26 protein-coding genes, 1 tRNA gene and 1 pseudogene are annotated in these 22001 nt (G+C 68.1%); 14 read left to right on the top strand and 14 right to left on the bottom strand.

Going from position 1 to position 22001, the window contains the following annotated elements; translation table 11 throughout:
* Nucleotides 1-124: 124 nt before the first annotated feature.
* A complete protein-coding gene (locus OIE51_RS26925; RefSeq protein ID WP_442811903.1) occupies nucleotides 125-631 on the bottom strand; it encodes an SGNH hydrolase domain-containing protein in 507 nt (168 codons plus the stop codon).
* Between OIE51_RS26925 and OIE51_RS11140 the strand changes: the two genes are divergently transcribed.
* Together OIE51_RS11140 and OIE51_RS11135 are read left to right on the top strand one after the other, a co-directional pair.
* Complete coding sequence (locus OIE51_RS11140) at nucleotides 630-1613, top strand: glycosyltransferase family 2 protein (protein WP_326597363.1); 984 nt, start codon at nucleotides 630-632, stop codon at nucleotides 1611-1613. The genes OIE51_RS26925 and OIE51_RS11140 overlap by 2 nt on opposite strands.
* The gene (locus OIE51_RS11135) at nucleotides 1610-2953 is read left to right on the top strand and encodes a polysialyltransferase family glycosyltransferase (protein ID WP_326597361.1); all 1344 of its coding nucleotides are present in this window, start codon (nucleotides 1610-1612) and stop codon (nucleotides 2951-2953) included. Before OIE51_RS11140 ends, OIE51_RS11135 begins: the two co-directional genes overlap by 4 nt.
* Before the next feature lie 13 nt (nucleotides 2954-2966).
* Here OIE51_RS11135 and OIE51_RS11130 read toward each other — a convergent pair whose 3' ends face one another.
* From OIE51_RS11130 to OIE51_RS11120, 3 genes are all read right to left on the bottom strand, one after another.
* Nucleotides 2967-3434 (bottom strand): Pycsar system effector family protein, encoded by a 468-nt coding sequence (locus tag OIE51_RS11130; RefSeq protein WP_326597359.1) that lies wholly within the window; start codon nucleotides 3432-3434, stop codon nucleotides 2967-2969.
* Between the two features lie 636 nt (nucleotides 3435-4070).
* Nucleotides 4071-5255, bottom strand: coding sequence for a GDSL-type esterase/lipase family protein (locus tag OIE51_RS11125; protein WP_326597357.1), 1185 nt, complete (start codon nucleotides 5253-5255; stop codon nucleotides 4071-4073).
* A 99-nt stretch (nucleotides 5256-5354) separates the two neighbouring features.
* Complete coding sequence (locus OIE51_RS11120; RefSeq protein ID WP_326597355.1) at nucleotides 5355-5924, bottom strand: TetR/AcrR family transcriptional regulator; 570 nt, start codon at nucleotides 5922-5924, stop codon at nucleotides 5355-5357.
* 461 nt (nucleotides 5925-6385) lie between these two features.
* On the opposite strand from OIE51_RS11120, the gene OIE51_RS11115 reads away from it, so the two are divergent.
* Together OIE51_RS11115 and OIE51_RS11110 are read left to right on the top strand one after the other, a co-directional pair.
* Nucleotides 6386-6616, top strand: coding sequence for a FitA-like ribbon-helix-helix domain-containing protein (locus tag OIE51_RS11115; protein ID WP_326597354.1), 231 nt, complete (start codon nucleotides 6386-6388; stop codon nucleotides 6614-6616).
* Entirely contained in the window at nucleotides 6613-7017 is a 405-nt protein-coding gene (locus OIE51_RS11110; RefSeq protein WP_326597352.1) for a type II toxin-antitoxin system VapC family toxin, read from the top strand. The genes OIE51_RS11115 and OIE51_RS11110 overlap by 4 nt, the downstream gene beginning before the upstream one ends.
* A 487-nt stretch (nucleotides 7018-7504) precedes the next feature.
* Here the strand turns inward: OIE51_RS11110 and OIE51_RS11105 are convergent, their stop codons facing one another.
* From OIE51_RS11105 to OIE51_RS11085, 5 genes are all read right to left on the bottom strand, one after another.
* Nucleotides 7505-8032, bottom strand: a complete 528-nt coding sequence (locus OIE51_RS11105) for a RipA family octameric membrane protein (protein ID WP_326597351.1) — start codon at nucleotides 8030-8032, stop codon at nucleotides 7505-7507.
* 57 nt (nucleotides 8033-8089) lie between these two features.
* Nucleotides 8090-10471 carry a P-loop ATPase, Sll1717 family gene (locus tag OIE51_RS11100; protein ID WP_326597350.1) on the bottom strand — a complete coding sequence of 794 codons (2382 nt, stop codon included), beginning with the start codon at nucleotides 10469-10471 and terminating at the stop codon, nucleotides 8090-8092.
* A 486-nt stretch (nucleotides 10472-10957) separates the two neighbouring features.
* Nucleotides 10958-11248: a hypothetical protein gene (locus OIE51_RS11095; protein ID WP_326597348.1), complete on the bottom strand. Its 291-nt coding sequence runs from the start codon at nucleotides 11246-11248 to the stop codon at nucleotides 10958-10960.
* Nucleotides 11245-11652: an ATP-binding protein gene (locus OIE51_RS11090; protein ID WP_326597347.1), complete on the bottom strand. Its 408-nt coding sequence runs from the start codon at nucleotides 11650-11652 to the stop codon at nucleotides 11245-11247. The genes OIE51_RS11095 and OIE51_RS11090 overlap by 4 nt, the downstream gene beginning before the upstream one ends.
* Before the next feature lie 58 nt (nucleotides 11653-11710).
* The gene (locus OIE51_RS11085) at nucleotides 11711-12118 is read right to left on the bottom strand and encodes an NUDIX hydrolase (protein WP_326600595.1); all 408 of its coding nucleotides are present in this window, start codon (nucleotides 12116-12118) and stop codon (nucleotides 11711-11713) included.
* Nucleotides 12119-12232: 114 nt separating this feature from the next.
* Between OIE51_RS11085 and OIE51_RS11080 the strand changes: the two genes are divergently transcribed.
* From OIE51_RS11080 to OIE51_RS11035, 10 genes and pseudogenes are all read left to right on the top strand, one after another.
* Nucleotides 12233-13021 (top strand): GntR family transcriptional regulator, encoded by a 789-nt coding sequence (locus tag OIE51_RS11080; protein ID WP_326597346.1) that lies wholly within the window; start codon nucleotides 12233-12235, stop codon nucleotides 13019-13021.
* A 203-nt stretch (nucleotides 13022-13224) separates the two neighbouring features.
* A complete protein-coding gene (locus OIE51_RS11075; protein ID WP_326597344.1) occupies nucleotides 13225-13575 on the top strand; it encodes an SCO3933 family regulatory protein in 351 nt (116 codons plus the stop codon).
* A 5-nt stretch (nucleotides 13576-13580) separates the two neighbouring features.
* Nucleotides 13581-14918 carry an FtsK/SpoIIIE domain-containing protein gene (locus OIE51_RS11070; protein ID WP_326597343.1) on the top strand — a complete coding sequence of 446 codons (1338 nt, stop codon included), beginning with the start codon at nucleotides 13581-13583 and terminating at the stop codon, nucleotides 14916-14918.
* 94 nt (nucleotides 14919-15012) lie between these two features.
* Complete coding sequence (locus OIE51_RS11065) at nucleotides 15013-15603, top strand: DUF2637 domain-containing protein (protein ID WP_326597342.1); 591 nt, start codon at nucleotides 15013-15015, stop codon at nucleotides 15601-15603.
* 15 nt (nucleotides 15604-15618) lie between these two features.
* A complete protein-coding gene (locus OIE51_RS11060) occupies nucleotides 15619-15810 on the top strand; it encodes a hypothetical protein (RefSeq protein ID WP_326597340.1) in 192 nt (63 codons plus the stop codon).
* Complete coding sequence (locus tag OIE51_RS11055) at nucleotides 15810-16001, top strand: mobile element transfer protein (protein WP_326597339.1); 192 nt, start codon at nucleotides 15810-15812, stop codon at nucleotides 15999-16001. The genes OIE51_RS11060 and OIE51_RS11055 overlap by 1 nt, the downstream gene beginning before the upstream one ends.
* Nucleotides 16002-16017: 16 nt before the next feature.
* Entirely contained in the window at nucleotides 16018-16212 is a 195-nt protein-coding gene (locus tag OIE51_RS11050; protein WP_326597338.1) for a hypothetical protein, read from the top strand.
* Nucleotides 16213-16351: 139 nt separating this feature from the next.
* Nucleotides 16352-17665, top strand: a pseudogene (locus OIE51_RS11045) (replication initiator).
* Complete coding sequence (locus OIE51_RS11040) at nucleotides 17662-17874, top strand: excisionase family DNA-binding protein (RefSeq protein ID WP_326597336.1); 213 nt, start codon at nucleotides 17662-17664, stop codon at nucleotides 17872-17874. The pseudogene OIE51_RS11045 and the gene OIE51_RS11040 overlap by 4 nt, the downstream one beginning before the upstream one ends.
* Nucleotides 17871-19112 (top strand): site-specific integrase, encoded by a 1242-nt coding sequence (locus tag OIE51_RS11035; protein ID WP_326597335.1) that lies wholly within the window; start codon nucleotides 17871-17873, stop codon nucleotides 19110-19112. The genes OIE51_RS11040 and OIE51_RS11035 overlap by 4 nt, the downstream gene beginning before the upstream one ends.
* A 110-nt stretch (nucleotides 19113-19222) precedes the next feature.
* Here OIE51_RS11035 and OIE51_RS11030 read toward each other — a convergent pair.
* The 5 genes from OIE51_RS11030 to moaC form a co-directional block, all read right to left on the bottom strand.
* A tRNA-Ala gene (locus OIE51_RS11030) sits at nucleotides 19223-19296 on the bottom strand.
* Nucleotides 19297-19353: 57 nt separating this feature from the next.
* A complete protein-coding gene (sepX, locus tag OIE51_RS11025) occupies nucleotides 19354-20268 on the bottom strand; it encodes a divisome protein SepX/GlpR (protein WP_326597333.1) in 915 nt (304 codons plus the stop codon).
* Between the two features lie 112 nt (nucleotides 20269-20380).
* Nucleotides 20381-21007 (bottom strand): GNAT family N-acetyltransferase, encoded by a 627-nt coding sequence (locus tag OIE51_RS11020; protein WP_326597332.1) that lies wholly within the window; start codon nucleotides 21005-21007, stop codon nucleotides 20381-20383.
* Nucleotides 21004-21507: a MogA/MoaB family molybdenum cofactor biosynthesis protein gene (locus OIE51_RS11015; protein ID WP_326597331.1), complete on the bottom strand. Its 504-nt coding sequence runs from the start codon at nucleotides 21505-21507 to the stop codon at nucleotides 21004-21006. Before OIE51_RS11015 ends, OIE51_RS11020 begins: the two co-directional genes overlap by 4 nt.
* A complete protein-coding gene (gene moaC / locus OIE51_RS11010; RefSeq protein ID WP_326597329.1) occupies nucleotides 21504-21983 on the bottom strand; it encodes a cyclic pyranopterin monophosphate synthase MoaC in 480 nt (159 codons plus the stop codon). The genes OIE51_RS11015 and moaC overlap by 4 nt, the downstream gene beginning before the upstream one ends.
* Between the last annotated feature and the right edge of the window lie 18 nt (nucleotides 21984-22001).

The following is a 22001-nucleotide window of genomic DNA, read 5'->3' as shown; positions in this document are numbered from 1 at the left end:
CGGGGCCACTTGTCCCAGCCGCCCCAACCGCCCCCACCTCGCGCTCTCCACACGACCCGACCCCATTCCGCACGTCACCCGCACGCCAGGAATTGGCCAGAACCTCACCGACGGTCTCAAGCCATCAACCGTCCCCAGGGCGGGAGTTCACGATCCCCGGGGCGAGGAGCCCGGAGATCCGGTCACCCAGCACGGGCGCGACGGCCTCCGCGTACGCCGCGCTCACATGGTTGTCGTCGCGGTAGACGAAGGTGTTCCCCACGACCACGGGACATTCGCCCGCCGCCGTGCACAGCCAGGCAGGGGATCGATCACCAGCACCCCGGTCGAGCCCGCGGCGCCCCCGTCGGCCACCGCCACCGCCACCGCCACCGCCACCGCCGCCACCACCATCGCGCCCCTGCCCCCCGCCGTGCACGGCCAGGGCAGGGGATCGATCACCGGCACCCCGGTCGAGCCCGCGGCGCCCCCGTCGGCCACCGCCACCGCCGCCACCGGCACCGGCACCGGCACCACCATCGCGCCCCGCCGACCCCCACCCGTGGGTCGGCCGGCTGGCGACGGACGGCGGGCCGTGGTCAGCTACAAGGGCGAGCCCGGAGAGTTTCCCGCACACCCAGTGGTGACCCATGGCTACACAACTGTCGCTTTCCGTCATCATCCTCTGCTGCAACGTCCGCCCCTTCCTGGCCGACGCGGTGACCAGCCTGGCCAACAACGCGCGGGACGACTTCGAATTCCTCTTCGTCGACGACGCCTCCACGGACGGCACCGCCGAAGCCCTCCGCGCCTCGGCGCACCGGCTCGGCAAGCGCGCGACGGTGCTCCGGCAGGAGGACAACGAGGGCCCCGCCTCGGCCCGGAACAGGGGGCTCGACGAGGCCGGCGGGCGCTACATCACCTTCCTCGACGGGGACGACTGGCTGGGCCGCGGCTACCTGCCGAAGCTGCTCGACGTCATCCAGCGCCACGACGTGGACTTCGTGCGCACCGACCACGTGCGGGTCACCGGCCTGCGGCGGAAGCTCTGGCGTGCCCCGGCCGCGCGGCGCAACGTTCCGCTCAGCCCGCGCGAGTCCATCCTCCCCGTGCACAGAGCCACCATGGTGGACTACCCCTACTCCTGGGCGGGCGTCTACCACCGCCGACTGCTCGACCGCGGCCTGCTGCGTTTCCCCGACGGGCTGCACACCGCCGAGGACCGCCCCTGGATCTGGAACCTGCACCGGCGCGCCGACTCCTACCTGGTCCCCAGCCTCTACGGCGTCTTCTACCGCCGCGGCATCACCACCTCCCTCACCCAGGTGGGCGATATGCGGCAGCTCGACTTCCTCCGGGCCTTCGACCAGGTCCTGGCCGAGCTGGAGCACGACCACGAGGCCGACCTGCTGCGCCCCAAGGCCATCCGTAACTACTGCGCCGTGATCCTCCACCACCTGGCGAACACCCAGCGGCTGGAGCGGTCCGTGAAGCGCAGCCTCAAAGAGCTCAGCGCCCAGGCACTGCGCCGCATCCCCCACGAACACCTCAACGCCGTTCTCGCCGGCATGAACGCGGACCGGGCCCACACCCTGCGCAGGCTGCACGGCGGCAGGCGGAGCGTCATCGGATGACGCAGATCTTCCTCGCGACCACCCAGTACGGCGCCGCCACCCTGGCCGCCGCGATCCGTTCCGGACTTTTCGGCGCCCCCCGCGCCCACCGCCGCCTGCTGGTGGTCGGCAACACCGCCCGCATCCCCGAACTGACCGTGCCCCTGGACCGGATCACCGGATTCGAGGCGATAGCCGGCGAGTTCGACGCGCTCCACTCCTGGAACGCGATCATCGCCCCCCATCACCCCGCCGACTGGTCACCGCGCCCCGAGGACGCCGGGATGTGGGAACAGATGCTGCGCTCCGCCTGGGAATTGGGCGAGAAGCCGGTCGCCATCGCCTGCGAGTCCATCCAGGTCAACCCGTCCCGCGCGTTCGCCACGATCTTCGCCGACGCCCCGATCGACATCTACGCCGACGGCCTGATGAGCTACGGGCCGACCCGCGACACGCTTCCGCCCGCCGTGAGCGGCCGGATCCGCCGGCTCCTCCACCCCGTCCTGGTGCCCGGACTGCGCCCGCTGCTGCTGAGCGAGTACGACGTCGAGCCGGTCGCCATCCCCGGCGACTCCTTCCGGCGCGTGCTGACCGCGATCGGCGAGGCCGGCACCGCCGCCGTCGACCGGGCCCTGCCCCCCGGCCCGCCGCCCACCGCGATCCTCCTCGGCCAGTACCTCTCCGCGCTCGGCCTCATCACCGAGGCGGAGGAGGAGGACCTGCACGCGCGCATGCTGCGCGGCGCCACCGCCCGCGGCCACACATCGGTCCTGTTCAAACCGCACCCCACGGCCCCCGCCCGGATCGCGGACACCCTGGAACGGACGGCGGACGAACTCGGCGTCCACCTGACCGTCCTGGAGACCCCGCTCCTCGCCGAGACCCTCTTCGCCCACCTGCGCCCCCGCCTGGTCGTCGGCTGCTTCTCCACGGCCCTGATGACCGCGTCCGCCCTGTTCGGCATCCCGACGGCCCGCGTCGGCACCGAACTGCTCCTTGAGCGCGTCGCCCCCTACGAGAACAGCAACCGCGTCCCCCTGACGATCGTCGACGCCCTCCTCCCCGACCTGGAACTCCCCGGCACCACCGCGCCCCCGCCGGAATTCACCTCCCTGATCCGGACGGTGGGCTACTGCATGCAGCCCACGCGCTATCCGGCCCTCCGCCCCGAGGCCACCGCCTGGCTGCGATCCCATCTCGCCGAGAACCACCGCTACTTCAAACGACGCCGCCTCACCGCCCTCGACCTGCCCGGCGGCGCCCCCCTCAAGGCCCCCTCCCTCCGCCGCAACCGCGCGATCCGAAAGGCGGTCCGGACCGCCCGTGTTCTCCACCGGATGACGAAATTCCGAACGCCATAGTCCCGTTCGCCGGTCAGTCCGTCACGGCGAGGAACGAGGTGAGGGCGAGCAGCGCGAGCCCGACGAGCATGCAGTCGACCGCCGCGCGGATGCGGCGGAACTTCCGCACCGCCAGCGTGGCCATGTGCCGTGCGTGCTCCACCAGATGGCCCGTCGCCAGCCGGTCGTGCAGTTGCTCGTCGCTCAGCCCGGGCCAGGTCGTCCAGCCGGTGCCGCTGAGATCCGGGCGCACCGCGATCAGGAGGATCGCGATCGCGGTCAGCAGCGCGACGGCGCTGAGGGCTCCGGCGACGACGGCGGGAGCGGACAGGTCGAGGCTCGCGACCGCCGAGACCAGCGCCGCGAGCGCGGCCCCGGTCAGGGCCAGCAGCAGGCTGGCCTGGCTGTCCGAACGGGCCAGATCGCCCTGGAGGATCGCGATGGCACCGCGTACACGGTCCTGGGCATCGTCCCGCGGGGGGCCGGACGGAGTGGTGGCCATGATGGGTCCTCCCTGTCGCTGACCGCCGCCGCTCATGCGGGAACGACCCCATTCCAGCAGCCCGGTGGCCACCAGGCGCCGCCGGCGGCACGATCCCGTCGCCCCTGTCGAGCACCGTACCGTGGAGCACGAGCGAGGCCCGCCGACTGCTCCAGGGAGGGGACGGCGGGACACCTCGGGGCAAGGCGACCGCGAGTTCGGGCGGAGTGCGGGGTCGAAGCGCGGGCCCGCCCCCGAGCGCCGGTATCCGCCGTCGTGCGCGTGACCGAGCCCGCGCGCGGTGGGCACTTCGCGCCGTTCGAGGAGTCCGAGCCCTGCGCGGAGGAGCCGCGCTCGTTCTTCCGCCCCTACCGGGCGGCGGCGGGCTGAGGACGCCACCGCCCGCGGACGCGGCTCCGCGCACCTCACCACGATGATCCGGACGACCGCTCCTCCGGGGCCGGCGACACCGCCCACCCGGACACCGAACCGGGTCCACCCACCGAGGGCGGCATCGCCACCCGGCCTCGCTGATGGACGTCCGTGGTCCGCCGCCTTCGTCCGTCCGGTACGGCGGCCCGCCCGACGGCTGATCGTGTGCCCCTCCCACGGCCGTCGGCTCCGCTCCTCCCGGGGGCAACTCAGGACGTGGGTGTCTCAGGCGGACGCGGTAGTGAACGGGCCGCCGGGAGCGAAGGCCAGGGCGGCGAATCGTTCGCCGATGCGGCGGTGGGCGGCGGCGTCCGGGTGGAGCTGGTCGGGCAGCGGCAGCTCGGCGAAGTCCGCCTCTCCGTAGAGGTCGCGACCGTCGAGGTAGTGCAGGTTCGGGTCGTCCGCCGCCCGCTGCTTCACGACGCGTGCCAGCTCGTCCCGGATGAGGCTGAGGGTCAGCTTCCCGGCGGCCCGTTCCGCGGGATCGCCCGCCGCGCGGAACGTGAGCTCGCCCGCGCTGAGGCTGCCGAGATCCGGGGCGCTGGGGCCGGGGGTGTCCTCATGGATGGGGCACAGGAGGGGTGAGACGACCAGGAGCGGCGTGGCGGGGTGTCCCTCGCGGATGGTGTCGAGAAAGCCGTGCACGGCCGGTGTGAAGGCTCGCAGGCGCATCAGGTCGGCGTTGACGAGGTTGATGCCGAGCTTGACGCTGATCAGGTCCGCCGGGGTGTCACGCAGGGTGCGGGCGGTGAAGGGGTCGAGCAGGGCGCTGCCGCCCAGGCCCAGGTTGATCAGCTCCACGCCTCCGAGGGCGCCGGCCAGCGCGGGCCACGTGTGTGTGGGGCTTGCCGCGTTGGAGCCGTGGCTGATCGAACTGCCGTGGTGCAGCCACACCCTGCGGCCCCCAGCCGGTGTGGGCTCGACGGGGGCGTTGGTGCGCAGTTCGACGAGCTCGGTGGTCTCGTTGTGCGGCAGCCAGACCTCAACGTCCTTGACACGGTCGGGCAGGCCGGTGAATCGGAGGGTGCCGACCGGTCCCGGCTGATGCTCGGCGGTCCCGGTGGTCATGTCGATGACCAGGGTGTTGCCGCCCGTCACGCCGGCCTGGCCGGTCAGGTGGCCGTCGACGAGCAGGTCGTACACGCCGTCCGGGCGCGGCGGGACACCCACGTAGACCCGTTTGGTGGGCAGCGTGTCCAGTTCGACAGCGGTGGCCCGGGTGCGGAAGACCAGCCGCACGCCCGACGGCTGGGACTCCGCCATGGCCAGCTGCCAGTCCGGGCACTGGGCGCGGGCCCACGCGGGCAGCCGATGCGGCAGCACACCGCGCTCGGTGCGCTCCAGTGCGAGGGCACCGCGCAGGAAGTCCTCGGTGACGGGTGTGGCGATCCAGTGGTGCTTGGTGTCCATGGTCTCAACCTGTTGATCAATGGTCTGGTGTGTGCGGCTTCGCCGGTGCGCGCCCAGGCGGGGGCCTCCGGCCGGTCAGGGCGCGGGTCAGGGCCCCGGTCAGGGCGCGGGCCACTTCCGCAGCAGGATGTCGAGGGCGTCCAGGACTCGTGACCAGGTTTCCTGTGTGTCCGGGGTGCTGTGGCTGAACCCGCCCCCCATTTCCAAGCTGACGTAGCCATGGAAGACACTGCCCAGCAGACGGACCGCGTGCGTCTGGTCCGGCTCCGAAAGGTCGTAGCCGCGCAGGATCGCCCGGGTCATCTGTGCGTGCCTGCCGCCGGCGCTGGCGGCGGCCGTCTCCGGGGCGAGCCTCATCTGGGCCGCGGCGTAGCGGCCGGGGTGCTCCCGGGCGTAGTCGCGGTAGACGTTCGCGAAGGCGGTCAGGGCATCCTTGCCGGCCCGCCCGGCCAGGGCGGCAGCGCCCCGGTCGGCGAGTTCCTCCAGAGCGAGCAGGGCGATCTTTGTCCTGAGGTCCTGGGAGTTCCGCAGGTGCGAGTACAGACTCGCGACCTTGACATCGAACCGCCTGGCGAGGGCCGAGACCGTGACCTGGTCGAAGCCGACCTCGTCAGCCAGTTCGGCTCCCGCCTGTGCCAGGCGTTGCGTGGTCAGTCCTACACGTGCCATACCCTTCCTCTCCCTCTGCCCTAGCCTATTCTGATTTGCCTAAAGCTTATAGGCAAATAGTACATCCCTTCGGTAAGCCGCTGAACTGACATCAGGAGCGAGGCGAGGCGAGGCGGGCAGCCACAGCGGACCGGGACACCACCTCGCACACGCCCCGGAAACGCCAAGATCCCGCCCGATCAATCCGATCGGACGGGATCTCGTCAACCGCTCACCCCTGGATTCGTGAACGGCCCTGCCGGTGGGGTGTTCACGAGTGGGTCTGACCAGCGCCATGCCGGGGGTTTCAAGATCGCTTCCCATCTCTTCCTTGATCGTTTCCCACGCTCGGCTGCGACCTGAATCGGGTAGGCGCTGTGTGATGAGCTCTCCGTGGGTCCCGTTGTCTGCTTCTCGGCGGGCACGGCCGCGCAGGCTGTAGTTTGCTGGCATTTTGCAAGCAATGCGACTAGATTTATCGCATGGCTACTCTCTACGTCCGGGACCTGTCCGACGACGCGCTCGCCGAGCTCAAGATAAGAGCCGCCCGGAACCGGCAGTCTCTTCAGGCATACGCCCGGACACTGCTGGAGCAGGAGGCGGCCACCCCGGCTACCGAGGACGTCATTGCCCGCATCAGGGAGCGGGTGACCGCGCGGCTGTCTACGAGCGAGGTGCTGGCCGATATCGAGTCGGGACGTGAGCGCACGTGATCGTGGTGGACGCGGGCGCTGTCGTGCACCTCGTGGCAGACGCCGGTCCCGTGGGGGAGGCGGTGCGCAAGCGTGCCGAATCGGAGCGTCTGGCCGCGCCGTACCTGCTGGATGTCGAGGTCGCCTCGGCGCTGCGTGGGCGTCACCGCGGCGGAAAGCTGACTGCAACCCAACTCGACGTGGCCTGGGACTCCTTCACCCTCCTGCCCATCAGAAGGATGGAGCACATGCCGGTGCTGCCGCGTGTTCGCGAATTGTGGAGCAACCTGTCGCCGTACGACGCCACCTATGTGGCCCTGGCCGAAGGACTCGGAGTTCCACTGATCACCAGCGATGCCAGAATCGAACGTGCCGGCCGGGCCCGGTGCCCTATCGAGGTCTTCACCGAGCCGCACCGCTGAGCACGCGCCCACGCGAGCCCCGTCCACTCCTCGCACACGCCCTGGAAACGCCAAGATCCCGCCCGATCAATCCGATCGGACGGGATCTCGTCAACCGCTCACACCTGGATTCGTGAACGGCCCTGCCGGTGGACCTGAGGGGATTTGAACCCCTGACCCCCTCGTTGCGAACTACGGGCGTGGCGGTCGCTGAGGTCTGCCGGACCGGTCAGCGAGCCGCCTGGAGCCGATGTGGGACGGTGACCGTCGCGCTGGTTGCTGTACTCCACTGCTGTACTGCGAGCCACGTCGGGTCGCCATCATGAGTTTGCGGCTTGTGTGCTCCGGCGATGACTCCCAGGCTGACCTGGGCTTGGGAAGCTTGGGTTGTCGACGGACTGGCGCTCGGATCGCCTGAGGTGGAGCGGCTACGGGTCCTACCTGAATCGGTGACCTGGTTCCCGCCGTTCCCCCGTGGTTCCCGCTCAATAGGGAGATGGACGGCTCATCACTTGTTCGACAAATAAAAAAGGGTGGCCAAGTAGCTGATACCGAAGATTAGCGGCATCATCTGTTCTGCGCTTGTCAGGCGAAAGTACTTCCCTTGTTTCCCTGATCTGATGTATGCGCCCCATTCCCCCTTCGAGTATGGGCGAGAGGGAAGTTTCTCCTCAAGAACTTCAATCACCGTGTACTTAGCCTTGCTTAGCTGCCTGTAGGAGCGAAGTGTATAGAACCACACAAAGCACTCAGCTATCAGGGCAAGTGCAGCGGTAACCGCAACGATTTCACTCCAATCTCTTGGATACTTGGCGGCTAGTGAACCCACAGCCCCTAGTGCAGCCAAGTTAATCGTTAGGAAGAAGGAATTGGTCAAAGCGCGACGGGCACTCATCCTGTCCGTCATTTCCACGTAGAGTTTGTACTGCTCCAACAGGACCTGGTGGCTTAAATCCTGACTCCCTGTCAGGGGAGAGCCGAGGGGGAATTCCGGGTTCCATACAGCACTACGGAGCTCATCAAGGGCGTCCGACATGTTCTCTCCGCGCTCGCGCTCGCTAACGACTACGACAGTCCAATAAACAGCCCCTTCCTAGGCCGAGCGTTCCACCTCCAGGAAGTTCCTATAAGCGGGGTGGATCTGATAGCGCTCTTCTCTCATTCTGCGGCGCGAGGTTTTGCCTGCCAGTATCTTCGCCTTACGCAACTGATCGGCTCTTTCCGGGTACCAAATCTCACCATCGCGAACTTCGATGCCCAGGAAGGAAATCTTCAGGAGACCTTCTAGGCACTCCTCTGCAGCTCGGCTGTCGCCTCCGTCTAGACCGTTAGAGATGAGCTCAAGAACCGTGGAGTGAGACAGGGTATCTTCGCTGCCAGTAAATTCATAGATAACATCTTCAAGGTGTCCTATGGTAGAGCCATACTCGACTAGAAGAGCGTCGACGGCGAATTTGCTGTACGTCTTCTCTGCCTCATGAATATCGCTCTCGTCGACCATAGAATGTCGCGCATTGGCGGCATTCTGTACGGCTGCCTTGCAGAAGTAGACTAGATCCCGGGGACGAGGCAGGATGGTTGCAAGGATATGCTCCAGGGTTGGCGTGCCATCGACTTCAGCGCAGAAAAACCTCTGCCACAGCTCGTCAGGAGAAGTACCCGCAGGCCTTGCTGAAAGGTACCTCTCATCAATCACTCGCTTCAGGAGCTCCGGCTGATTCCAGTCGATTCTCTTAGTGTTGATCTTGTCCGGTTCGCGCGCCTCTCTAATCACCTCGTCATAAATGTCTGAGCGCAGGAAAACGCTGATCGTGACGTTGACGGACTGAAGGCGATTATTCTCTTTCCGGAAGTCTTCTGCGATGCGACTTACAGCACCAAGCAATCCAACTAGCAGCACTGCTTGAGATTGCAATTGTCCTGACCTCGTCCAAGCGCTGTCGAGATTATCCAAAAGCAGTGCTACACGGTGACGATCCCTTAGAGCTTCTCCGAGGAGTCGCCTAAGGTTGCCAACGATATTGCCGTGTAGGACTTGAGCGATGCGCTCCCTTTGCTTCTGGATGGTGCTACCCGGCTCCTCCTTCAGCTCTGCGAGTGCACCATCGATTACCTTCTCCAGGCGGACAGAGAATTCATCGGAGATATCATTCTGGGCCAGATAGTCACGCAGATGGGCAATAGAGGTGCCGGCGCTGATGCCAGCCGGAAGCCTCTCCGCGGCGGCCACAGCGGTAATCGCGATCTCCGAGTAGAGCAGGAATCGCCAAAAACTGTCAACTAGAAAGGATTGATTTCCGTCACCGCCTATCGACTGAAAGACATCGACCAGGCCATCTAGGTCATAGTTGGTGGGCCGTATCAAGCAAACCAAATTTCGCCTGTCATCCCCCAATACCTGAGAGGCTCGAATCATGTTCGCCGACTTGCCCATTCCCTTCCGGCCGACAAAAACGACGCTATTTTCACGCAATACTGCTTCGTATTCTGCTGTCTCTACGAAATACTCGTCGAGCGTATCACTCTCATTTTCTGCGACGTAGTCACCGAACTTTAGTTCCCTTAGCTCGGTGGCGATCTCCACCTTAGGGATTTCGAGTGAGGTGGCCTGCGTATTTTCACGTTTCCAGATTTCGAAAGCCTTGCCGAGCCACTCGTTGAATTTTTCTGAAAGCTTCTTTTTGTTGTGGTAAGTGTAGAGAATATCCTTATAGTCAACCGGGCCCTGATACTCCTCGTCCACGATAATTAGGAGGGGGCGGTTTAGGCCTCGCGCCAGTCCGGCGATGAATGCGGTGCGAGCGTTATGTAGTCGATTCCGATCGTGTCCCTCACCCGAAATCTGCAGCAAGGTGGCAGAAGATGAATAGACGGCGTTTACGTACCACGCCAATGGTGCAAATCCTTGTTCTGCGGGGTCTGCAATAGTTACCTTGGTTCCTAGATCCCTTTCCTTTCCCACCATCCTTCGGAGGTTCCGTTCGGCTTCCGACGTGTGATAGGTAGGCACATAGAATAGTGAATTTCGATTATGCCCGTCCAGTGCTTGTGAGACGTCATCCCATAGCGTCTTTTCGCTGGCGGCTGCCATTCCTGTCATGAACTTAGAGGCGAGCTCGCCGCCTGTCTCATAGAAAATACAGCCAATGGTGGAGAAAATGTCAAATGAGCGCCAAGTATGCTGGGCTTTGGGTGTTTTATGGACGGAAAGCATGAGGTGCTTTCGCTGGCTGAAGGCATAGCCCACTTCAAAGAGCACATTCTCGCTGAGGGTGGTGACATCGAAAAGGCAGATTGTGCTGTCATCAATGGCGCGAAGGACCGTTTCGATGATCAGGCGCCCGGTTGCTGGAATCGCTTCCCAGGTTTGGGCTTCAGCAAATCCGGACTTGTTGATCACATCGGAGGCGTGCAGAATTTCTTGACGGACTTCCGCAGGGTTCTTTGAGTAACCGAGAAAAACGTTGTGCTCCACACATCCCCCTGGTCGCAGCGATCGCGTGGTCACGGGAACTAGGTTCCCGCACCCTGTCCAGCTCAGTGAACAGATCCTACGCACTGTGCTCGTGATGGCGGGTAGCTTTGGGATGTTTCCGTGGGCGGGCATCTACGAGGTCGGTGGAGCGGGTTTGGGCGGTGTCCTGTCGGGGTTGGGGTCGGGCATGGTCAGGGGGCCGTACGCTGGTCGGCGACTCGGGCAGGATGGTCCTGCCCGCGTTTGTGCCCGAGTGGCCCCCTGGCCTTGCCCGACGCGGGTCCCGGGCCTGACAGGTGCGTAAAGCCGCGGAGCCGACCCCCAGCCACGACGAACCCCCTTCGCCGCAGCCAGGGGCGCGCCTGAGTGCTGCGCGGCCGGTGGGCCTGGGGCGGAGCGGGGCGGAGACAGGAGCGGCGGCCCGGGGCCGCCGCTGCCGCGCGTGCCGCGCGGATGCGCGGCGCCTTGAAGTCGTAGAGAAGGTTGTTACTCGCTTCGGCGTCGTGGTCGTGGCCGTTCGGGGCTGGCGTCGATGATTCGTGCGATGGCTTCGGCCTGGTCTATGGCGGTTTGGAGCTTGCTGAGTACGTCGTAGCGGGCGGTGGAGACCAGTTGGGTCGCGGTCGCGCCTCGGTCGGGTGGGGCCCAGGTGTTTGCGTAGGCGCTGGTGTTGAGGATGTGGCGGCAGGCGCGGATCACGGTGTTCATGGCTGAGGTGATCTCGTAGCGGTAGCGCCGTTCGGCTTCGTCGGCCAGGTGGCGGGTGTCATCGGTCATGGCGTCGGTGGAGTCCTGTCGCTGATGTCGAGTTCGGCGGTGACGGTGTGGCCGGTGTGGTCGCGGCGGATGTGGACCGTGGTGGCGTGGGCGGTGACGAGTGCGAGGCCGCGTCCGTGCTGGGCGTCGGGGGCGGGGTGTTGGACGTGGGGTGTGGTGGCGGTGCCTCCGTTGTCGGTGACGGAGATGGTGACCGTCTGGGGGCTGCGGGTGATCTGGAGGCGGAAGGTGGTCTTGGCGCTGTCGGTGTGGGTGATGGCGTTGGCGCCGAGTTCGGTGACGATCAGGGCCGCGTCGTCCGCCCAAGGCTCGCTGTGGAAGATCTCGCGGACGAAGCGGCGGGCGCGGGCGAGTTCTTGGGGGATGCCGGGACAGGTGACTACCCAGACTCGCACCCTGCTCATATACTCGTGCATACAAGTTCCTTTCTGCTGGTAGGCGGCTATGGACAGTCGGCTTGTGTTAGACGAGTTTCACGCCGTCATGGGCGCGGACGGCCGGCGGAAAGGCTGCGTCCATGGCGTCCAGGACGCGCACGGCGTACGCCTCGTCGGCCAGCTCGTTCACCTCGTCGCGGGTAACCCACCGCACGGCCTTGGTCTCCGGCCCGGTGGCGGGATGGCCGTCCGCTGCTTCGCAGCGGAAGACGAGCGCGACGATCAGGCCGGTCATGTTCTTGTAGACCCCGGTCAGAACGGGGGACTGGGCGATCTTGATGCCGGTCTCTTCGAGGACTTCACGCGCCAGGGCGTCGGGGATCGTCTCGCCCGGTTCGATGACGCCGCCGGGCGGCTCCCAGTGGCCGTTGTCGCGGCGCTGGATGAGCAGGGCGCGGCCCTGGCCGTCGATGATGACTCCGGCGACGCTCACGGAGTGCGGGCGATGGGTACTCACGCGCTTCTCGATCCCTCGGGATGGCTAGGCTCTCTCACCGTAGCAACTCCAGTCAGCTTCTCGTCTAGATACCTAAAGGAGTAACCGGATATGGCAGGTCTTCCCTCCGGCGTGCTGGGCGCGCTGGACTCCACGAGTGACCGGGCGGTGTTCCGGCAGATCGCGGACCAACTGCGCGAGGCGATCGACAAGGGCCGGTTCAAGGAGGGTGCCAAGCTGCCCTCGGAGTCGGAGCTGGTGGAGCACTACGGCGTCTCGCGGATGACCGTCCGCAACGCGCTGTCGGTCCTCCAGGGTGAGGGCCTGGTGCACTCCGAGCACGGGAAGGGCGTCTTCGTCCGGCCGCGCCCGCCAGTGCGTCGGCTGGCCTCCGACCGGTTCGCCCGGCGCCACCGCGAGCAGGGCAAGTCCGCGTTCACCGTGGAGGCCGAAGCCGCGGGAAGCCGCCCCGAGGTGGACAGCCTGGAAGTGAAGGAGGAGCGGCCCACACAGGATATCTCCGCGCGACTGGGCGGGCCGCGCAAGGTGCTGGCCCGGCGCCGCCGGTACCTGCTGGACGGCCGGCCGGTGGAGTTCGCCGCCTCCTTCCTGCCGCTGGACCTGGCCCGCAACACCCCCATCGCCCAGCCGAACCCCGGACCGGGCGGCATCTACGCCCGGCTGGAAGAGCTGGGGCACCGGCTCGACCACTTCGAGGAGGAGATCCGCGCCCGGATGCCGTCCCCGCTGGAGGTCAAGACCTTGCGGCTCGCCGCCGGTGTCCCCGTGATCCACCTCATCAGGACGGCCTATGACACGGAGGGGCGGCCGGTGGAGGTCTGCGACACGGTGATGGCGGCCGATGCCTACGTGCTCGCCTACCAGCTTCCCGCGACCTGACAGGTCGGGCCTGGCCGGGTGAGAACGGGTGTCCCAGATCGCGACTCGTACGCACCTTCTCTCCTACTCGTATAGACGAGTGTTCGAGTAGTGTGGCACACTGAAGCCGTCACCACTCACGCCGAACCGTCGTGACGAATCTTGTCTAGATGACTAGCTGGCTCGTTGCGGCGGTTCGCAACCTCACCGAGGGAGAAGTTCCGTTGCGTTCCATTCGAGTTGAGACCTCCACCGCCACCATCCTCCTCACCGAGGAACCGGCGCCGAAGGTGCGTGATCGGCAGACCGGCGAGATCGCCAAGGATGCCGTGAGCGGCGAGGCGCTGATGCGGATCAGCGTGGTCTACATCCAGGACGGCGAATCCTCGCTCGTCCAGGTCACCATCCCCGAGTCCGGCGTCTCCGAAGGACTCGTGCTCGGCGCCCCTGTGGCCCTGCCGGGCCTGGTCGCCCGGCCGTGGGAGTCGGTGTTCAACGGGCAGCAGCGCCACGGCATCGCGTTCCGGGCCGCTGCCGTGACCACGGCCGCGTTCCCCGTCACGGCGGGGGCCTGACACTGATGTCCGAGCTGCTGAACCTGCTGGGCGCGGGCGGTTCACTGGCCGCTGCGGGAGGCGGCGCCGTGTACGCCCGGCACCGCTACCCGAACGTGTTCTGGTCGGCGGTCGGCCTCCCGGTGTCCGCCGCGCGGCTGCTGGGGTCGTACGGGTCGGTGATGGAGGCGTGCGGGCTGACCGTGCCTCCATCCCGGTTGCGGGCGCTGGCCGTGCGTGCGGCGACGCGGCGTGAGGTGCGGCCGGTTCCGCCCCGCCGGGGCATGGTCCGTCCCACCTCGACCGGCCTGCGGGTCCGGCTGCGGCTGGCTCCGGGGCAGGAGGTCGCGGACGTTGCGGCCTCGACCGAGCGGTTGCGGCATGCCTGGGGTGTGCACGCCGTGTATGTGTCGGAGGTGAAGCCGGGTGTGGTGGAGCTGCGGTTGGTCGGCTTCGACGTCCTCAACCGCGTACGGATGCCGCGCAAGACCGGTGGCGGGTTCCTGCGGGTACCGGTCGCTCTTCGTGAAGACGCCACCGCGTTCGTCCGCGACTACCGAACCGTCCCGCATGCACTGACGCTGGGGGCGACGCTGTCGGGCAAGTCCATGTACCTGCGGCACCTGCTCTCCGGTCTGGCCGGGCAACGGGTGGCCCTGGTCGGGATCGACTGCAAGCGGGGGGTGGAGCTGGCGCCGTTCGCCCCGCGCTTGTCCGCCCTGGCCACCGACCCGCAACAGGCGGGGGAGCTGCTGCCGGTGCTGGTCGGGCTGATGGAGGAGCGCTACGACCTGATACGCGCCCGCCAGAACATCCCACCGGAGGTGGCGGACGGCGAGATCACCTCCGATGTGTGGGGCCTGCCGGAGGATGAACGGCCGGTGCCGGTCGTGGTGTTCATCGACGAAGTGGCCGAACTGTTCCTGACCGCCACACGCAAGGACGAAGAGAAGCGGGACGAGATGGTCACCCAACTCGTGCGCCTGGCACAGCTCGGCCGCGCCGCTGGCATCTATCTGGAGGTGTGCGGGCAGCGGTTCGGCGCCGAACTCGGCAAAGGCGCCACCATGCTCCGCGCCCAGTTGACCGGCCGCGTCTGCCACCGCGTCAACGACGAAGCCTCCGCGAAGATGGCCCTGGGCGACATCGCCCCCGAAGCCGTCACCGCCGCCTGCGCCATCCCACCCGAACGACCCGGTCTCGCGGTCGCAGGGGATACCTCCGGCGGCTGGTCCCGCATCCGTACCCCCTACCTCTCCCTGGCCCAAGCTGCGGCACGCTGCCGGGAGTTCGCCCACCTCGCGCCGGACATCCCCGCGCTCAAGCCCTTCCAGCCCATGGCCCCGGCCGTCTCGGCGGACTGAACCGCGTTCCCCCTTCGCACCGGTCGGCGTGACCGTCTTCGCGCCGTGTCCCTACCCCTGCCATGCCTGCAACAAGAAGGAGGTGCTCCGAGCCGTGCGCATGCTTCTGGCTCGTGTGGATGCGGTGCTGGTCCAGGCGGTCATCGCCGCCGCGTTGTCCTTCGCCCACATCCACGACCTTGCCGCCGCTGCCGGACAGGACGGCTGGAAAGCCTGGGCCTACCCCGTCTCGGTGGACCTGCTGATGGTCGCCGCCTGGCGACGCCTCCGCACCGGCGAGACCAAGGCCGCCGGGTGGTGCTGGTTCCTCATCGCCCTCGCGGCCTCGCTCGGCGCCAACATCGCCACCGCCGGACTCCTTGACCTGGAAGCGGTGCCGGTGTGGCTGCGCATCCTCGTCGCCGGATGGCCGGCCATCGCCTTCCTCGGCGGCACCCTCCTCGCCCACACACCCCAACCCGCCCAACAGACCCGGGCCGTAGAGACCGGGGACCAGGTGCAAGCCGCCGTGCCAACTCCGATCCCGCCCGCGCTGCCCGTACCGGATGGCCTGGTCGCGCACGCCCGCAAAGTCGCCGCCGAACACCACGCCCGCACCGGAACCCCCATCGACACCCCCACCCTCCGCGCCCGGCTCAGCATCCCCGCACCGCTGGCCGAAGCCATCGCCGCCCGCCTCACCTGACATGGAGAACCGACCATGCGCCCGTCCACCCTCCGCGCACTCCAGCGCGCCGCCCAGCTCACCCGCGCCAACCGGCTCAGCGAAGCCATCAGTGTCGCTGAGCCCGTCATCCGCACCGCAGACACCGAAGAGGCCGCCGAGATACGGCGCTGGCTGACCGACCACACCGACGACTTCACCGGCACGAACACCAAGGAGACCGACTGATGCCCCTGCTGCGCCGCTTCCGCAACCTCGCCCGGATCGGCCCGGTCAAGGTCGGCACCGCCAACGACCGGCGCGGACGGGAAAAGCACACCGCCGCGTGCACCGCACCGCGCTGCGGCTTCTCCGCCGAGTACCACACCCGCTCCGCCGCCGAACTCGCCGCCCGCACCCACCGCTGCCCCATCGCCTGAAACGGAGCCCTGCGCCGTGACCGTCAGCCTGCCCCTGGTCGTCGTCCTGGGCCTGATCGCCTGGGCCGTCGTGAAGTTCCTCGGCGTCCGCCCCTGGATCGTCGTCGTCATCGCCCTGTTCGGCTTCTACCTCGCCGACACCATCGCCGCACCCCTCATCGACTCCGGCACACGCAACGGCGTCGACATCATCAACAACCAACACGACTAGACAACTAGCTGAGCAAGTCCCCAACGGCCCCGGGGCGGCGTCGATACCGCCAAGCATCCACCGCCCCGGGACCCAACCCCTTCCACGACCACAGCCGCGAAGGAGAAGTCCCATCATCCCCCGCACCACCCCGCCCCCGCTGCCCGAACTCGGCCAACTCGCCACGACGGGCGCTCTTCCCGGCCTGGCCCGGCAACTCTCCGGGCTCGGGGGCTGCACCAGACCCATACGCCTGGCCGGACACCGCACCGAACACCACCTCGACACCGCAACCGGCGAGATCGGCGCCGCACTCCGGCACCTGGACTCCGCCGAGCTGCCCGCCGGTCACCTGCTGACCCGCTGCAACAACCGCCGCGCCACCCGCTGCCCCGCCTGCGCCGAGACCTACCGCCGCGACACCTACCACCTCATCACCGCCGGACTCCGAGGTGGTAAAACCGTCCCCGACCAGGTGGCCAACCACCCGAGGGTGTTCGCCACGTTCACCGCGCCCAGCTTCGGCCCGGTTCACAACCGGCCCAGCGGGCGCCCGGCCTGCCGCTGCGGCACCGCCCACGACCAGGACGACGCCCGGCTCGGCACACCCCTGGACCCCGAGACGTACGACTACGACGCGGCCGTGCTGTGGAACGCCCACGCGGGCGCCCTGTGGCGGCGCTTCACCATCTACCTGCGTCGCGAGATCGCCAAGCGCGCCGGACTCACCCAGCGGACGTTCCGCCGCCACGCGCGGGTCTCGTTCGCCAAGGTCGCGGAGTACCAGCGGCGCGGGGCCGTCCACTTCCACGCCGTCATCCGCCTCGACGGCCCGGAAGGTGCCCACACCCCGCCCCCACGCTGGGCCTCGGCCGAGCTGCTGACCGACGCCATCCGCGCCGCTGCCGCCTCGGCGGTCGTCGCCGGGCCGGTCATCGACGGGCGTGCACACGCCTTCGCCTTCGGGCGTCAGCTCGATGTCCGCACCATCAAGTCGGCCGACCTGGACGGCGGGACCGAGCTGACCGACCGGGCCGTTGCCGCCTACATCGCCAAGTACGCCACCAAGGGCGCCGAAACCGCCACCGGCACCCTCGACCGCCCGCTTCGTTTCCTGGCCAAACTCGCGCCCCTGGACATCACCGACCACGCACGCCGACTGATCCGCACCGCCTGGACCCTCGGCGCCCGCGAAGACCTCGAACACCTCCGACTGCGCCCCTGGGCACACATGCTCGGCTTCCGCGGCCACTTCTCCACCAAGTCCCGCGCCTACTCCACCACCCTCGGCGCCCTCCGCGACGCCCGCACCGAATAGCGACGCGTACAAGCCGGAGAGACGCACGGCCCGGAAGAAACCACGCTCGTCCTCGCCCACTGGGCCTACGCCGGAACCGGACTCACCCCGGTCGAGGAATGGCTCACGGCCTCGCTCGCCCCCGCACCCGGAACGGAAGGAGAACCAACCGCATGAACGCGGCGACCCCCATCACCCCCAAGTGGCACACCACCGCCGAGGTCGCCGCCATGCTCGGCTTCGGACTGTCCAAGACCAAAATGCTCGTCCTGACCGGCGAGATCCGCTCGGTCAAGGTCGGCCGCAACCGCCGCATCCTCCCGGCTTGGGTGGACGAATACGTCGAGCGCTGCACCACCGAAGACGCCGGGGAGCGTGCGGCATGAGCGGCAAACGCGGGAACAGAGAAGGCTCCATCTACCCCTACCGGAACGGCTTCGCTGCCTACGTCTGGGTCACCACCCCGGAGGGGAACAGGAAGCGCAAGTACGTCTACGGGCCGACGAGAGCCGCCGTTCACGAGAAGTGGGTCAAGCTCCACGCCGAAGCCAGCAAGGGGCCTGTCGCAACCACTGTGCCGACGCTCGGGCAGTACCTCGCGTACTGGCTGCGGGAAGTGGTGCAGCCGGAGTTGAAGCCGAAGACCGCCGAGACGTACGCGATGCACGTCCGGCTCTACATCACTCCCGGGCTCGGAGCGAAGCGGCTCGACAAGCTGACCGTCCGGGACGTGCGGAAGTGGATCAACGACCTGATGGCCCAGTGCCAATGCTGCGCCCAGGGCAAGGACGCCAAGCGGCCGGAGAAGCACCGGAACCCGCTCCAGCGGCGGCACTGCTGCGCGGTCGGCCAGTGCTGCCGGCAGTTCCCGTCACGGCGGACCGTCCAGGACGCCCGGACCGTGCTGCGGTCGGCGCTCACGCATGCCATGACCGAGGAGGTGATCTCGAAGAACGTGGCCGGGCTGGTCAAGGTCCGGTCGGTCCGGCGGACGAAGCCGCAGCCCTGGTCCGTGGAGGAGGCGCGGACCTTCCTGGAGGCTGCCAGGGCCGCCGGTGATCCGCTCTACCCGGCGTACGTGCTGACGCTGGTCCTCGGGCTCCGCCGTGGGGAAGTGCTCGGGCTGACCTGGGGCAGCGTGGACTTGGACGCGGGGGAGCTGAGCGTCGAGCACTCGTTGCAGCGCATCCAGCGGCGCCTGGTGCACGACGAGACCAAGACCGAGGCGTCCACGGCCGTGCTGCCGCTGCCCGACATCTGCCGGGCCGCGCTGATGCTCCGGCGGGAGGCGCAGGACTCCGCGCGGAAGTCCGCGGGCGAGCTGTGGACCGAGACCGGGTTCGTGTTCACCACCCGCTACGGCACGCCGATCGAGCCGAGGAACTTCAACCGGCAGTTCGCCGGTCGGGCCGACAGGGCGGGGGTGCGGCGTATCCGGCTGCACGACACCCGGCACACCTGCGGGTCGCTCCTGGCGGCCCTCGACGTCCACCCCAGGGTGGCCATGCAGATTCTCCGGCACAGCAAAATCGCGGTCACGATGGAGGTCTACACGCACGTGCCGTCCGAGGCGACGCGGAAGGCGTTGCGCAGGCTCGGCAAGCATCTCGGCAGCGCCGAGTAGCCCCGTTGCTGTACTTCGCTGCTTGCACGCACGCGAAAGCCCCCGCTGATCGGAATCAGCGGGGGCTTTCGTCTGTCCGTTCTACCTGGTCTAGTGAACGGCCCTGCCGGTGGACCTGAGGGGATTTGAACCCCTGACCCCCTCGTTGCGAACGAGATGCGCTACCAGGCTGCGCTACAGGCCCTTGCGACGTAGAAACACTAGCACCTACGCCGCGCCGGACCGAAATCCGTTCGTCGTGCTATTCGCCCGCCACCCTGCGGTGGTCCTCGTCCGCGTACTGGTCGAACAGCGGGGTTCGTTGGGGGGGCTGGGCCTCCGTGCGGGGGGCCGGGGGGGACTGGGGGGTGGTGCCGGCCGTGGTGGAGCGGGCGGCGCTCCAGGTGTCGGGGGCGTCCAGGTTCACGCCGCGCGTCGTGCGCGGGGCCACCGGGGCGTTCACGTACGTCGGGAGGGGGACCGGGGCCGGGTCCCAGCTTTCTGGTTCGTGTTCCGGGGCCGGGGTGCGGCGGCGCTGCTGGTCCTCCCATTCCGCGTGGTCGGTCTGCTCCACGATCGCCTGGGCGGGCTGCTCGGGGACCGGGGGTTTGGCGGTGCGCTCGCGCAGGCGGCGGGCGGCCTCCTCGGCGCGGCGGCGGTCCAGGGCGACCGCGTAGCGGCGCTGCTCGTGCCGACGCACGTGCGCGAGGTACGCGATCAGCAGTACGCCGGGGAGCAGGGGGATCCACAGGTGGCCGGGGCCGGCCGAGAGGGCGTAGATCCCGCCCAGGGTGAAGGCCAGGAAGAGGATCATCGTGGTCCGGCGGCGCCGGATCAGGACCTTCGCGCGCGCGCTCGACGGCGGAGCGGCCTTGGCCGACGGTGATGACGGTGATGACGACGGTGATGACGACGATGGCGAGGCCGGTGCAGGCACGGGCACGACGGGCTCGGCGAAGGCACGGAGGTCGGCGGCGGGGTCCGGGGCCGGAACCGGGGCGGCCGTCTCGGTCGCCGGCGCGCCGCGTCTGCCGCGCGTCAGCAGCCGGAGGGCGGTGCTGAAGCGCTCCGTGGGGCGGGCTTCGTTGAGCTCGTCCTGCCGGCGGAGCCACATCGGCACCAGATACGCGGCCCAGGCCCCGACGATCATTGCGAAGATGAGGCCACTGCTGCTCACGCTCACACCGTAGAGGGGTTTGTGAGAGTCCAACTGCCAAATCGAGCGGCGTGTCGCGCGTTCAGGACGTCCTCCTGGGCATTTCTTCGGATTGTTATCTAAATTCGAACACCTATTTTATTTTCGGGGGCGTCCGCTGCCGGTGCCATCGCGTCAGCAGCCCCTGCGGCACCTCCTCGGACGTCATGGCGAACACGAGATGGTCCCGCCAGGCGCCGTCGATGTGGAGATAACGTGGCCGGACGCCTTCCTCGCGGAAACCCAGTTTCTCGACCACCCGCCGGCTCGGACCGTTCTCCGGACGGATGCAGATCTCGATCCGGTGCAGCCCCAGCGCGCCGAAGCAGTGGTCGACGGCCAGCGCCACCGCCGTCGGCATCACCCCGCGCCCCGCCACCGCGCGGTCCACCCAATACCCGATGTGCGCCGAGCACATGGACCCCCACGTGATCCCCGCGACCGTCAACTGCCCTGCCAGCCGCCCCTGATACGTGATCACCAGCGGCAGCATCCGCCCGGCCTGCGCCTCGCCCCGCAGATGTCTGACCATCTGCCGGAACGTCGGCCGACGGGGCGCCAGATGACCCGGTGGAGTCGGCGGGATGGTGGCCTCCCAGGGACGGAGCCAGTCGCGATTGCGCTGGTTGACCTCCCGCCAGGCGCGGTGGTCGCGCTGCCGGATGGGGCGGAGGCCGATGTCCCCGTCGACGAGCTCGACGGACCAGGTGTTCGCGTTCACTGCGGGTGGTCGCCGCCCCTGAGCTGGTCCACCGCGTGTCGCAGCAGCGGTCTCAGCACGGCGAGGCCGTCCTTGACGCCGCCGCGCGAACCGGGGAGGTTGACGATGAGAGTGCGCCCCGCGACGCCCGCCACACCGCGCGAGAGCGCGGCCGTCGGCACCTTCGCCTGGCCGGCCGCGCGGATCGCCTCCGGGATGCCGGGCACCTCGTAGTCGAGGACCCGGCGCGTCATCTCGGGCGTGCGATCGGTGGGGGAGATGCCGGTGCCGCCCGTTGTCAGGACTATGTCGTAGCGGGCGGCGACGGCCGCCCGCAGCGCCGCCTCGACCGGCTCGCCGTCCGGCACCACCTCCGGGCCGGAGGCCGCGAAGTCCAGTGAGGCGAGCGCTTCGACGAGCAGCGGGCCGGTGGTGTCGTCGTAGACACCGGCGGCGGCGCGGTTCGAGGCGGTGATCGCCAGCGCGCGATAGACGGGACGGGAAGGCGGAGGCGAACTCATCGGCCGCGGCTCCACGTGCCGGACTTGCCCCCGGTCTTCTCCTCCACCCGCACATCGGAGATGACCGCGCCCTTGTCCACGGCCTTCACCATGTCGACCACGGTCAGCGCGGCGACGCTCACGGCCGTCAGCGCCTCCATCTCCACACCCGTGCGGTCCGTGGTCCGCACCGTGGCCGTGATCTCCACCGCGTCGTCGGCGACCGACAGATCCACCGTCACCCCCGAGACGGCCAGCGGATGGCAGAGCGGGATGAGATCCGGAGTGCGCTTGGCGCCCATGATCCCGGCGATCCTGGCCGTCGCCAGCGCGTCGCCCTTCGGTACGCCCTCGCCGCGCAGCAGCGCGACCACGGCCGGGGCGACGAGCACCCGGCCGCTGGCCGTGGCGGTGCGCGTGGTGACGTCCTTGCCGGACACGTCGACCATGCGGGCGGCTCCCGAGCCGTCGAGATGGGTGAGGTGCGGGGTGCTCATGAGCAGCTACGGTACCCC

The organism is Streptomyces sp. NBC_01803, from assembly GCF_035917415.1.
Taxonomy (GTDB): domain Bacteria; phylum Actinomycetota; class Actinomycetes; order Streptomycetales; family Streptomycetaceae; genus Streptomyces.
Note: the sequence above shows the minus strand (reverse complement) of the source record. Positions and strands in the feature narration are given on the sequence as shown.

What these genes read in the sequence shown, in the direction of transcription:
- OIE51_RS11070 (WP_326597343.1), top strand. Translation starts at nt 13,581, where the DNA reads ATGTCCGAGCTGCTGAACCTGCTGGGCGCGGGCGGTTCACTGGCCGCT.
- OIE51_RS11060 (WP_326597340.1), top strand. Translation starts at nt 15,619, where the DNA reads ATGCGCCCGTCCACCCTCCGCGCACTCCAGCGCGCCGCCCAGCTCACC.
- OIE51_RS11055 (WP_326597339.1), top strand. Translation starts at nt 15,810, where the DNA reads ATGCCCCTGCTGCGCCGCTTCCGCAACCTCGCCCGGATCGGCCCGGTC.
- OIE51_RS11015 (WP_326597331.1), bottom strand. Translation starts at nt 21,507, where the DNA reads ATGAGTTCGCCTCCGCCTTCCCGTCCCGTCTATCGCGCGCTGGCGATC.
- OIE51_RS11095 (WP_326597348.1), bottom strand. Translation starts at nt 11,248, where the DNA reads ATGACCGATGACACCCGCCACCTGGCCGACGAAGCCGAACGGCGCTAC.
- OIE51_RS11105 (WP_326597351.1), bottom strand. Translation starts at nt 8,032, where the DNA reads ATGTCGGACGCCCTTGATGAGCTCCGTAGTGCTGTATGGAACCCGGAA.
- OIE51_RS26925 (WP_442811903.1), bottom strand. Translation starts at nt 631, where the DNA reads ATGGGTCACCACTGGGTGTGCGGGAAACTCTCCGGGCTCGCCCTTGTA.
- OIE51_RS11135 (WP_326597361.1), top strand. Translation starts at nt 1,610, where the DNA reads ATGACGCAGATCTTCCTCGCGACCACCCAGTACGGCGCCGCCACCCTG.
- OIE51_RS11125 (WP_326597357.1), bottom strand. Translation starts at nt 5,255, where the DNA reads ATGGACACCAAGCACCACTGGATCGCCACACCCGTCACCGAGGACTTC.
- OIE51_RS11090 (WP_326597347.1), bottom strand. Translation starts at nt 11,652, where the DNA reads ATGAGCAGGGTGCGAGTCTGGGTAGTCACCTGTCCCGGCATCCCCCAA.
- OIE51_RS11035 (WP_326597335.1), top strand. Translation starts at nt 17,871, where the DNA reads ATGAGCGGCAAACGCGGGAACAGAGAAGGCTCCATCTACCCCTACCGG.
- moaC (WP_326597329.1), bottom strand. Translation starts at nt 21,983, where the DNA reads ATGAGCACCCCGCACCTCACCCATCTCGACGGCTCGGGAGCCGCCCGC.
- OIE51_RS11140 (WP_326597363.1), top strand. Translation starts at nt 630, where the DNA reads ATGGCTACACAACTGTCGCTTTCCGTCATCATCCTCTGCTGCAACGTC.
- OIE51_RS11130 (WP_326597359.1), bottom strand. Translation starts at nt 3,434, where the DNA reads ATGGCCACCACTCCGTCCGGCCCCCCGCGGGACGATGCCCAGGACCGT.
- OIE51_RS11040 (WP_326597336.1), top strand. Translation starts at nt 17,662, where the DNA reads ATGAACGCGGCGACCCCCATCACCCCCAAGTGGCACACCACCGCCGAG.
- OIE51_RS11080 (WP_326597346.1), top strand. Translation starts at nt 12,233, where the DNA reads ATGGCAGGTCTTCCCTCCGGCGTGCTGGGCGCGCTGGACTCCACGAGT.
- OIE51_RS11115 (WP_326597354.1), top strand. Translation starts at nt 6,386, where the DNA reads ATGGCTACTCTCTACGTCCGGGACCTGTCCGACGACGCGCTCGCCGAG.
- OIE51_RS11120 (WP_326597355.1), bottom strand. Translation starts at nt 5,924, where the DNA reads ATGGCACGTGTAGGACTGACCACGCAACGCCTGGCACAGGCGGGAGCC.